Source organism: Bacillus sp. cl96 (assembly GCF_900100505.1).
Lineage (GTDB): Bacteria > Bacillota > Bacilli > Bacillales > Bacillaceae_G > Bacillus_A > Bacillus_A cereus.
In genome coordinates this window covers 142,484-156,363 of record NZ_FNDM01000013.1, presented here as the reverse complement: position 1 = coordinate 156,363, position 13,880 = coordinate 142,484, and the positions used below count along the sequence as shown (strand labels likewise).

The following is a 13,880-nucleotide window of genomic DNA, read 5'->3' as shown; positions in this document are numbered from 1 at the left end:
ATCACGCACCGTTGCATTTCAAGTTTTTGTACCAACTATCCCTGCTGTAAACCCAATTACAAATCAATCAAGCACAACATTCCAATATACGTATGATCCATCCAAACCTGCTGTGATGCAGATGGTTGCTTCTAACACTGTACAGACAACTATTAATAACGCCTCAATTGCCGCTACTAAATCTGCAGATAAACAGTTTGCTAACGTAAATGATATTATTACGTACACGACTACTTTAACGAATAACGGGAACATACTTGCATCAAATGTAATATTTACAGATGTAATTCCAAACGGAACATCGTTTATTCCTAATAGTGTTACTGTAAATGGGAATACACTTCCTAATGTCAATCCAGCAAGCGGAATTGCAATCGATCCAATAAATCCGAATGCAAATACAATCATCTCATTCCAAGTACAAGTAAATTCTATCCCGAATCCAAATCCAATCCCGAACCAAAATAATACAACGTACCAGTATGTCGTAGATCCTAACTTACCTCCAGCATCCGCCAATACGTTAAGTAACGTAATAACAACTCAAATTAATAACGCTACTATTGTCGCTACTAAGTCTGTGAATACACCGACAGCTGCAATTGGTGATATTGTTACTTATACGATTGCAGTTACGAATACAGGTAATATTCCTGCTAGTGCAACTGTTTTAATAGATGGGCTTGGTGCAGGGGCTTCATTTATTCAAAACTCCGTAACTATCAATGATGTTCCACAGCCAGGATTAGATCCATCACTTGGTATTCATTTGGCAGATCTCCCGCCAGGAAATAGTGTATTTATTACCTTTGAAGCACAAATTCTAGCAATACCACCTAGTGGTACATTAACAAATAATGCGCTTGTAAATTATGAATATACCGTAAATCCAAACCAATCTCCTGCTGTTGGTAGTACTGTTACCAATACGACGGTTACGCCAATTGTTGATGCTACTTTATTTATAAATAAAAGCGTTAGTTCAACTTTTGCTACTATTGGTGATACACTTACTTTCACTTCAGCTGTTACTAATTCCGGTAATACTACTGCGAGCGATGTTATTTTTACTGATGTCATTCCAAATGGTACTACGTTTATTCCAAATAGTTTTAAGATAAATGGTGTAACCGTTCCTAATGCAAATCCACAAAACGGTATCAATATTGGTAACTTGAATTCAAATGCATCTGTTACACTCAGTTTTCAAGTAAATATTACAACGCTTCCAAATCCTAATCCAATCCCGAATCAATCATCGCTTCAATATAGCTTTATTGTAGATATAAATGAACCGCCAGTTTCACGAACAGTTCAGTCTAATAAGACTTTTACACAAGTAAATTCTGCTTCTGTTATCGCAACGAAGACTGCAAGCAGTGCTTTTGCTGCTGTTGGAGATACAGTTACGTATACTACTACTCTCACTAATAGCGGAAATACTGCTGCAAACACACCTGTTTTTATCGATATATTACCACCTGAACTTTCATTCGTTCCTGATAGCGTACAAATTAATACCATTCCACAACTTGGGTTTAGACCAGATAGCGGGATTTCTTTAGACTCAATTCCAGTTGGAGGAACGACAACAATTAGCTTTCAAGCTATCGTTGGCTCAATACCAGTTACAAATCCAACTTTGAACCAGTCTAGTACGACATACTCTATCATTGTTGATCCTACCCAGCCGCCGGTGACAGAAACAGCTACAAGTAATCCAACTTTAGTTCAAATTAATGAAGCGATTATTCAAGCAACGAAAAGTGTGGATCGGCTATTTTCTGACGTAGCACCTGGAAATTCATTTTTAACGTATACTGTTTTATTGGAGAATGTAGGAAACACAACTGCTACGAATATCATTTTTACAGATCCAATTCCAAATAATACAGTGTTTATAGAGGATAGCGTTCGAGTAGGCGGGGTTTTATTACCTGGGGTAAATCCAGCTAATGGGATACCGATTGGGGATATTATTGCAGGAGATTTTATAAATGTTACCTTCCGTGTGCAAGTAGTTAGCATTCCAAATCCAATTTTCACAATTGGACCTGGGGGGCCAAACTCGCCGGTTGTAAATGGCGCTTCTATTGATTATCAATTTATGACAGGACCTAATTTACCACTTGTTTCACGAAGTACGACCTCTAATTCTGTTTCGACACAAATAAATTCTGGGGAAATTGTGGTTGTTAAATCTGTAGATAAAACTTTCGCAACGATTGGTGATACAATTTCTTATACGATTACATTAAGTAATCCTGGGAATGTCACTTCACAAAATATAATTTTCACGGATATTTTACCTGATGGGACGACATTCATATCTGGCACTCTTACAAACGATTCTGGTACACAGCAGATCGGAAATCCATCTAACGGGATTCAGATTGGAAATATAAACCCAAATGGAACGGCCGTGATTACTCTCAACGTACTTGTTACAAACATTCCAAGTATAAATCCAATTTCTAATTCTAGTTCTGTGCAATTTTCACATGTGGTCGACCCTAGCCAACCTTCCGTATCACAAACGAATGTATCTAATGCGGTTTCGACAACTATTAATAGTGCAATTTTAGCAACCCAAAAAAGTGCTGATAAATCTATAGTGTCAGTTGGAGATACAATTACGTATACAACTACTATTACAAATACAGGAAATACGGCTGCAACGAATATTACTTTCACGAGCGCTATTCCAGCTAGCACTACCTTTATACCAAATTCATTCACGATAAATGGGGTTCAGCAATCTGGTGCGCAACCAGCACTTGGAGTAACTATACCAAGTATCGCTCCTGGTGAAACAGTAACCGTTACTTTCCAAGCAAATGTTCTTTCTGTTCCCCCTTCAAGTTCGATTATGGGTAATGACACAATTTTATATTCTTATACTGTCGATCCAAACGGAACTCCTATTACAACTTCTACTTCAACGAATATTGTTACAAACCCGGTACTAGATGCTATGATAACGATGGTAAAATCGGTCGATCAAACACTTGTAACACTAGGTGATACCATTACCTATACGACAATTTTAACGAATAGTGGTAATACAAACGCAACTAATATTACGTTCACTGACCTTATACCAGATGGTACAACGTTTATTACTGATAGCGTTACAATAGATGGCATCACACAAATTGGTCTTAATCCTAATACAGGTATAACGATTGGAGCAATTGCTCCAAATAGCTCAATATCTATAGCATTTCAAGTGACCGCTACTTCGACTCCTGTTCAAAATCCTATTGCCAATTCCGCTACTGCTTCTTACACATTTATCGCTGATCCAAATGCACCGATTGTTTCAAGAAACGTTACTTCAAACACAGTGTTTACTACGATTAATACAGCTAACATTCTTTCATTAAAACAAGTCGATAAATCCTTTAGTCGTATTGGAGACATACTCACTTATACTGTCGTTTTAACAAACAATGGAAACTCATCTGCACAAAATGTTATATTTACAGATACCGTGCCGAGTGTCACTGCATTTATTGCAAACACATTTTCTATTAATGGCGTTCCTCAAAGTGGGGCGGATCCAACAAACGGTGTAAATATTGGGCCTATAACAGCTGGGTCTACAGTAAATGTTTCTTTCCAAGTAAACGTAACCTCATTACCAACCGAAAACCCAATTGTAAATTTCTCATCAACATCTTATCAATTAGTCTCACCGCCTGATGCAGAAACTTCAATTAGTAATCCTGTTTCAACGCTAATTAACGAAGCTATATTGTCTATGACGAAAAATGAAAGTGTCTCCTTTGCAGATATTGGGCAAACTGCTTTTTATACTACTTCTATTTCGAATGTAGGCAATACGGATGCAACTAATATTGTATTTACAGATGCATTACCAAGTGGACTTACATTTGTTCCTAACACATTAACTGTTGATGGTGTTTTACAACCTGACGCGAATCCAAATACAGGTGTATTACTTGCAACACTTCCACCAAATGAAATATATAGTATCGTCTTTCAAGTTACGGTTAACAGTATTCCCCCTATTAATCCTGCACCAAATACAGCATCAACGACGTATGAGTTTACTGTTGATCCTGTTAATCCTCCCGTTTCAAGTGCAGCTACTTCTAACACTACGCTTCTTCAAATAAACAATGCAACTATTATTAGTACCAAAACAGTAGATCTTACTTTTGCGGATGTTGGTAATACAATAACATTTACACTTAACCTTCCTAATACCGGGAATGTGGCTGCAACTGATGTTACTGTTATCGATATTCTTGATAGTAATTTAAGTTTCGTTCCAAATAGTTTCACAGTTAATGGTCAAATTATTCCAAACGCGGATTTATCTACTGGTGTAAATATTGGTTCCATTAATGGTGGTAATACGGCAATCGTTACATTCCAAGCAACTGTTATTACACTTCCTACACTTAATCCTATTTCTAATTCTGCTTCTATCACATATCATTATGTTGTTGATCCTAGCCAGCCATTTCTTACAACTTCCAATCAATCTAATACGACGACTACACAAATTAATAGCGCTATCCTTACTGCACAAAAAAATTCAAATGTATCTACGGTAGATATCGGGCAGGATATTATCTACTCCGTTACGATTACAAATATCGGAAATGTTAGTGCGACAAATGTTATTTTTACCGACCTTATTCCAGACGGAACTTCCTTTGAACCGAATAGTTTTACACTTAACGGAACTACCATCCCAAATGCAGACCTAATTACAGGCGTTCCAATTGGTGATATCGCGCCAAACCAGTCTGTCATCGTAGCATTTCATATTAATGCCAATGAAATTCCGCCTATTAATCCAATTACTAATCAAGCTAGCGTTAGCTTTCAACATATCGTTAATCCAGCTAATCCCCCAGTTTCAAAGAATATTCTTTCTAACAACGTTACAACAAAAATTGAAAGTGCTATTTTAAATACTATTAAAATAGGGGATAAAGCTTTTGCAACGATTGGTGATACAATTACGTATACAACTACAATTACGAATACAGGAAATATTCCAGCTAATAATGCTATTTTCTCAGACCCTTTACCAACATGGACACAATTTGTTGCAGGATCAGTTATTGTTGATGGTACTCCGTTACCATCCGCTTCTATTATTGACGGTGTTGGCATAAATACGATCATTCCAAATCAAACTGTTACAATCGTATTCCAAGTACAAATTGTAGGTAATCCAACTACGTTCACTCCTGAACTCCAAAACTTAGGATTTGTGAACTTCCAATATAACGTAGGCAATGCATTAGTGGCTCAGCCTGGCAATGTGGAAACGAATGTCTTCGTTACTTCTATTAATACAGCAATACTTTCAGCTGTAAAAACTGCTAATACTGCCTTTGCAAATATTGGAGATACGATCACTTATACAGTTTTGATTCAAAATAGCGGCAATACAAACGCTACGAATGTAAATTTCTCAGACCTCGTTCCAGCAGGAACGACTTTTGTTGAAAATAGTTTTGCTGTAAATGGAAGTACCATTCCAGGTGCAAATCCAAATAACGGGGTTAATATCGGAACCGTTAGCTCGGGTAGTTCCTTACCTGTTACTTTCCAAGTCATAGTTACCTCTACTCCACCTGCAAATCCAATTACAAACGTTGCATCTATTCAATTCGCATTCATCGTTGATCCGACAGCTCCTCCTGTTACAGGCACAATAAATTCTAATAGTGCTTCCACACAAATTAATAACGCTACTGTTACAACTGTTTTAGAAGCAAATCGAACAATCGTATCTATTGGAGATATAATTACGTACACTGCAACATTAACAAACACTGGAAACTTCCCAGCAAATTCTGTATTACTCATTAACGGCGTTCCTGAAGGGGCATTATTTGTTCCAAATAGTGTTACGCTTAACGGGATTTCACTTCCAGATGCAAGTCCAACTCTCGGTATTCCCGTTGGTATTATCGCACCAAGTGATTCCGCTACTATTACGTTCCAATTTCTTGCAAGTTCTATTCCACCACAAGGAGCAATTATAAATCAAGCACTTACAAGTTACACGTATATTGTCGATCCAAGTCAACCTCCTGTTACAGCAACATCTTCATCTAATACGGTTACTACAGCTGTTGTTGATGCATCGCTATCTGTAATTAAAAATACTGATTCTCTCGTACAGTCCACTGACGGTACAATCACTTACACTGTAGTCGTTCAAAATAGCGGAAATACTACTGCAAATACAGTTACTTTAACAGATTCGGTCCCAGAAGGAACTGCATTTATTCCGAATAGCGTGAACATTAATGGCGTTTCAGCTCCAGGTGCCGATCCAAACGTAGGGATCTCATTAAACTCCATTGCACCTTCAGAAATCGTCACCGTCACATTCCAAGTTATCGTTCAATCCATTCCAAGCGTGAATCCAATTTCTAATATAGCCCGTATTGACTATACTTTTATCGCCGATCCAAACGCTCCTATCATCTCTCGAAAAATTACGTCTAATCCAGCCTTCACACAAATTTCGGATGCAAATATCCTTTCTTTAAAAGCAGTCAATGCACAACAAGCAACAACAGGGGATATTTTGACCTATACGATAACGCTTGAAAATACCGGAAATATTCCAGCTACTAATCTCATATTTTCTGATACGATTCCAGAAGGGACTACATTCGTAGAGAATAGTTTTACACTTAACGGAACAGCTATACTTGGTGCAAATCCAAATGTAGGTGTTACTTTGCCTAACCTAGCAGCAAACGCTATTCACCTTATTTCGTTCCAAATTCTTATTAACGATCCATTCTCGCAACAATCGATTACAAATCAATCCAATACAACCTATACAATCCAACCAGATCCAGGGCAACCGCCTATTACTGAAACATCTACAAGTAATATTGTCATTACAAATTTCGTGCAAGCACAATTGACAATTACAAAAACGTCCAATCCAATAACTGTAGATATCGGCGGAACTATACTTTATATTTCTGAAGTGAAAAATACTGGAAATGTTGATGCAATCAATATTATTTTCACAGATTCTATTCCAACTGGGACTACATTCGTTCCCGATAGTGTCACAATTAACAGTGCTCTACAGCCAGGTGTAAATCCAGAAAACGGAATACCAATTGGAACGATTCCACCAAATAGTTCCAAAACGATACTATTTCAAGTACAAACAAATAACCCACCTACTGAAACCGAAATTATAAATCAATCTTCAGCAACGTACCAATATGTAAGTATTCCTACAGCTCCACCAGTGAATCGCTCTGCAACTTCTAATATCGTTACAACATCACTTCAAAATGCAAATATTATTTCTGTTAAAAGCGCGGATGTAAATTTCATATCAATCGGGCAAATGATTACCTACACAAATACACTACAAAATATAGGAACCGTTCCGGCTAACAATACCGTGTTCATTGATAACATTCCAGAAGGTACGATATTCATTGAAGATAGCTTATCAATAAATAATGTCATTCAGCCTGGTGCGAACCCTGAAAATGGCATAACTCTTGGCACGATACAACCAAATGAAACAGTCACTATTTCATTCCAAGTACAACTTACAAGTATACCAGAGAATAATACAGTCATTAACATTTCAGACACTTCGTATGAATACCAAATTGATCCTAGTTCTCCCATTATTCAGCGTAGATCGTTATCAAATGCAGTAAACACGGAAGTGCGGACTGCAAATGTCAGTGCAATTAAATCCGCCAATAGATCCATTACACGCATCGGGCAAATCATCACATATACAGTCGCAGTTACAAATGCTGGTACAGTACCTATTACAAATACTCTCCTAATTGACGCAATTGCAGCTGGCACCACATTCGTTCCAAATAGTATCCTTGTAGATGGCATACCGAGACCTAACGAAAATCCAATTACCGGAATCACCCTTGATATTATCCTTCCAAACAATACAATTATCGTTACATTCCAAGTAAATGTAGTCTCTGCACCTTCTCAAAATAACATTAATAATATCGCCGTCATCCACTATGAGTATCAGCCAGACCCAAGCTTACCACCAATTTCAGAAACGACATCTTCCAATACTACAAATATACAATTTATTGATGCCATTCTTATCGCTACAAAATCCACTAATACAGTATTAGCTAATATTGATGAAACCATTGAATATACAGTACTCATTCAAAATAACGGATCCACTACAACTAACTCCATCTTTTTTACAGATACGATAGAGGATGGAACAGTATTTATTCCAGGAAGTGTAATAGTTAATAATACTGTACTTCCTGCAGCAGATCCGAATATCGGCTTTTCCATTCCTAATGTCGCAGCAGGTCAAATGACTACAATAACATTCCAAGTTTCCGTTACGAATTTACCTACTGTAAATCCAACACCTAATACTGCAAACATTGTCTACGACTTTATTTTCAATCCTGACTTTGCACCAATTCAAAAATCTACTACTTCCAATACTACTTTCGTTCAAATTAATGATGCTGATATCGTTTCACTTAAAACTGTTGATTTAACCTCTGTAACGATTGGTGACATTTTAACTTATACAACAACTTTAACGAATACAGGGAATACGGATGCCACTGCTGTTGTATTTACAGACAATATACCTGATGGAACAACCTTTATTGACGGTAGCGTTTTAGTAAATAACATTCCGCAGCTTAACGCCAATCCAAGTGTAGGTATACTTGTAGGAACGATTGCTCCTAACATTTCTATCCCAGTCACATTTTCTGTTACCGTCGTAGCTCTTCCTGCTAGCGGCCATGTTCAAAATCAATCAACTTCTCGTTATACAATAAACGTGGAAGAACAAATATCGACTAGCAATATTACCTCCACTGAAGTTATTTCTGCTAATGTAATTGCGACAAAAACAACGCCTATCCAATATGCTGACCTACAAACTATTATCCCTTATACCATTTCCATTACAAACAATGGGAATATACAAGTAGAAAACATTATTGCTACAGATATCATCCCAGTAAATACGAGCTTTATAGAGAATAGTGTTATCGTGAACGGCAACGCTCGGCCAAATGACAACCCTCTTAACGGTATACAAATTGATACCATTCCACCTAATACGACAGCAACTATTCTATTCCAAGTACGGGTTACTTCGATTCCACAAACAAATCCAATCTCTAACACGAGTACAATTAAATATGAATACACGGTACCAGATCGACCACCTATTACCGAAACTATTATTTCATCAGCTGCCGCAACAGAAATTAATCACGCAAATTTGAATAGTAATAAAGCTGTTGACCTTGCATTTGCAACGGTTGGTGATACGTTAACGTATACGATTACACTAAATCAAACCGGTAATGTTGCAGTAAATGATGTAATCATTCAAGATATTATTCCTCAAGGTACTACGTTTATAGAAAATAGCGTCATTGTAAACGGAGAAACTCTTCCAGGAGTGAATCCAGTAAGCGGCATACCAATTGGTACTATAATTGTAGGTGGAGGCGCTATCGTTTCATTCCAAGTAACTGTGACTTCTATTCCAACACCAAATGAACTAAACAACAACGCAATTACTACTTTTAACTATATAGTCAACCCAAATAACGTACCTGTTACAAATACGACTACAACAAACACCGTCACAACTACTGTCCAAAATGATAATGTCATTGCGATAAAAGCTGTTGATTTCACAAGTGCCTTACCCGGTCAAACTTTAACGTATACCATCACGATTACTAATAATGGTAATATCATTATCGAAGACCTTCTTTTAGTAGACACAGCACCAGCAGATACGACATTTGTTATTGGTAGTGTTACGATTAATGGAATCAATCAACCTAATGCGAATCCGGAAAATGGTATTACGTTAGGAAATCTTGCTCCTAATGACTCTGTCATTATTACGTTCCAAGTGACAATATCTTCTTCTACTCTTCAACCTACAATTAATAACGATGCTACTGTTTCCTATACCGTTATCATTGATCCAGATGAACCACCTATTACAATTACAAAGCAAACAAATACCGTTACAACAACATTAATCGAGCCAATAATTAACATTGAGAAAACAGCAGACAAATCTATCGTCGTTATAGGAGATGTTATTACATTCACATTAGAGATATTTAATGATTCTACAATTCCGACAATCAGTACTTCTGTTATAGACACAATTCCAGCTGGTACAACATTTATAGAAAACAGCGTAACCATTAACGGCACTCCCGTTCCGAATGTTCGTCCAGACACTGGTATTAATATTGGTTCTTTATCTGCAGGTACAGTAGCAACTATAACATTTCAAGTCCTCGTAACTTCTATTCCTTCAAACAGTACAATTATAAATTCTGCAACAGTTACCGCTGCTTTTCAATTGACACCACAGGATCCAATTATTACTTTCATTGTTAATTCAAATATTGTTCGTATACCAGTTCAATTTATAACTGCAACAGTCACGAAAAATGCTTCCGTCAGCTCAGCTTATTTAAATCAATATTTTGATTACAAGGTACGCATTACAAATACTTCCAAAATTTCACTCTCAAATATTTCGTTACAAGATACTATTCCAGCAGGTTTACAATTTATAAACGGCACTGTCTTTATTAACGGTGAACGCTCTCCACTAGCGAATCCGAATATCGGTTTCCTAGTTGCCACTAATTTAGAGCCAAACGAAACAATTATCGTGTTATTCACAGTACAAGTAATAAGTCCACCTGTTAATAATGAGTTTAAAAATACGGCCAATATTTCGTTACAACTTCAAGTCTCGCCTACCGATCCACCAATTACAGTAACCGTTACAAGTAACGAGAACATCGTCACCTTTGTTCCAGAAAATCCAGATGAAACACTTCCAAATTTAAATTGCTTCTTTGACGGTGAACGCTTCATTCGCATTACTCCTCGAAATATAAGAAGTTACCTTTGGGCTTGGATTTGGTGGCAGTAATTAAATAAAAAATAAAAAGCTTGTAATTTGGATGTTATCCAAATTACAAGCTTTTTTGACATGGTACCTCTAGTTACTTAATCTATTTCAAACCTCTGATAAAAAATTATTCAGTCAATTTTTTAGTTGAAAAGAAAATATTAAGAAAAGTAAAAGGTGAAATTGGAAGAAATAGTGTAAAAGCTTGTTCACTTATATAATTTATGTAAGAAATACAGGTAATGTATATGAAGCAATCGAAGTTATGAAAATAAAATATATAATACGGGGTATAGCTAGTATTGATATTTGGCAGCTAATATCTAATTCGGTAACCAATCAAATTAACTCATTTTACTTTCTTGGGTAAAGCTGAACCTGAATGTTCAATTATTGAATGAACATGAACATTAATTTGGGCATCACTAAAATAATTTTCGCCTTGATCCCAATTCTTACTTATTTTCTTCCATTTTTTATAATTATGCCGCTTATATACTTCTCCTAACGCTAATACATCTACCTTATATTTTTTTTGAACAAGCTTTATTGATTTTTGAATCCTTTGTTCCACCTCTTTTGAAATATCCTTCGTTAAGCGTTTTTCATTCATGAATTTTTTATGATCACTAAAATGCAACTCCGCTAAAGTACCTTCGAGAAATAGATGAATATCAAACTTCGGTTTTGTAGTATTTTCAGTAAATACCTGTATTTTTCGGTGTAGTTTATGAATTTCATATGTAATAAGCTGGTCCTTTTTACGTATGGTAAAATAACCTCCTAATTTTTCACCGATTATAAAGTTTATTCCCACTGTCTGTTCGCCGTTTAACATTCCAACACACTTGTTATCCTTCCCACGAAACAACGCAGCCCCATCCATTTCTATCCCCTGTTTTGTAGGTTTTAAGACAGGTAGTACAAAACTTCGGTTTGAAATTATCTTTTCCTGCACGTCACCAATTCTTGCTGCCTCAACCATCTGAGCATTTTTAGGAGGGTGTTCAGCTAGCATATCAATATACTGTGCCGGTAAATTTTCTGGTTTTGCATTTTGTTTCAAGATTGCTTCTGCATTTTTCTCAGAAACAAATAGACGAATATTTCTTCTCATTTCATGATCTCGAATGTATACATCTAACGTATTTTGTAAAACATTTGGATTCGATAGTAATTCTTCAGAAAAAATGATTACTTGTATATGTGGAAAAAATAAAGTACGACTAATCTTTTTAGCGATTATTCGTATTTGTTCAAACACACTATCTCCTTTTGCACTCACATCAATATAATTATTCCCTTCGCCTTTTCCACCTTCTTGCGTTAACTTACTGGGAAGTACCATTTGATACGTCCCTTTCATAATTGGATTAGATTTCTTTTCCTTAACAATATCGTAAGCGGCACCTACTACAAAGCCTCTTTCTTCTATCTCCGCTAACTCAGAGCAACCGCTGATAGCCCCAGCTATAAGCGCAATTGTTATAACTTTAAAAAGACATTTCATTTCCACCATTCCTTCATTTTATCTTATATACAATAAAAATTAGTAAAGGCGCTAACACAATAAATCTCATATCAAATCACTTAAAATCCAAATAAGCCCACTGTGTGAAAAGAAAGTTTGGATAGCGATATCTCGAGGCATAGAAGATGCACCTATATCATCACTGGTTGAAGATGCCACAAAAAACAAGTTCCCAACATCTAAGTTTTTCATCTCTATACTCAAATGATTTCAATTATTTTTGCTTCTCAAGATTCATTATAGAACCTTTATTTTTTTGATTAACTTAACAATTAATCTTCATGTAATTAAAAAGGTAGATTATTGATTTTTATGAAAGGAAAAGATGTTTATGACACTACATGGACATTCAGAATATTTACTGAAAGAATGAATGAAAAAATTACACTGTAAGAATAAATTTAATTTTGTGTTTTTTGAAGACAGCAGATGCAACGGACCTGAAGGTAGCTGTTTTAAGATGGGTGGTGAATTCGAACTTTTATTACAAAGAGCAGCTAAATTAGAGCCCTTGTTTATTATTCATGGAGGAGACAAGGTTTATACAGTAGAAAAGAAATATGTATAACACTAAACAAAATCATTATCCCTAAAACAAAATATACGGATTAACTAATGATAAAGTATACTATTTAGAAAAACAATTATATCTTACCCGGCTTAATCCTATTTTAGCAATGCATGCGCAACCTAATATAGGATGTTGGTCAACAAAAGAAGGATTTCCTGTGGTCACATCAAAAAAGTATGATGTGAATATGTTAGGTTTGTTAAATGGAATGCAAGCAGTACTTCCTCCTATGATTGTAAGCAAAACAAATACCTTAATGGGGTCCTACCACATTACCATCAACCTAAGAAAACAGGTCACCCCAAAAATGATAAATAAGCTTTTTCGTTACAAGAAAGCCTAAAAATTTCATTCTGAGAGTGTAATAAAACTTTAGCTTGATAGGTATGTGGTGAAATGCCCATAAGAATAAAATTTATTAAAACTCTATATGCCTCTTTCAAATGGGCGTACTCTTTGATTCAAAACCAGATTCACTATTAATACAAAAATACTATCATTGGATCATTACAAAACACACAATAGTAAAGATATAGCATATTATATGGTGATAAAAAATTTTATGAAGGGGAATTTTATATATTCCTATAAGAAATTATACCTGCAGGAGGTAATTTCATGTTTGATAAAAACAAAATACTTCAAGCTAATGCATTTAATTCAAATTTAATTGGCCCTACACTTCCACCAATTCCACCATTTACTCTACCAACAGGTCCAACTGGAGGGACAGGCCCAACTGGAGTAACAGGCCCAACTGGAGTAACAGGTCCAATTGGAGTAACAGGTCCAACTGGAGTAACAGGTCCAACTGG

4 protein-coding genes are annotated in these 13,880 nt (G+C 36.0%); 3 read left to right on the top strand and 1 reads right to left on the bottom strand.

Going from position 1 to position 13,880, the window contains the following annotated elements:
• On the top strand, positions 1 to 10,984 hold a 10,984-nt coding region (locus BLT20_RS24095), incomplete at its 5' end, for a beta strand repeat-containing protein (protein ID WP_090869583.1).
• 328 nt (positions 10,985 to 11,312) lie between these two features.
• Here the strand turns inward: BLT20_RS24095 and BLT20_RS24090 are convergent.
• Positions 11,313 to 12,473: a Ger(x)C family spore germination protein gene (locus tag BLT20_RS24090; protein WP_000649886.1), complete on the bottom strand. Its 1,161-nt coding sequence runs from the start codon at positions 12,471 to 12,473 to the stop codon at positions 11,313 to 11,315.
• A 394-nt stretch (positions 12,474 to 12,867) separates the two neighbouring features.
• On the opposite strand from BLT20_RS24090, the gene BLT20_RS30830 reads away from it, so the two are divergent.
• Positions 12,868 to 13,062: a hypothetical protein gene (locus tag BLT20_RS30830; protein WP_011110132.1), complete on the top strand. Its 195-nt coding sequence runs from the start codon at positions 12,868 to 12,870 to the stop codon at positions 13,060 to 13,062.
• A 621-nt stretch (positions 13,063 to 13,683) separates the two neighbouring features.
• The coding region (locus BLT20_RS31155) for an exosporium leader peptide-containing protein (protein ID WP_256332084.1) at positions 13,684 to 13,880 on the top strand (197 nt) is incomplete at its 3' end.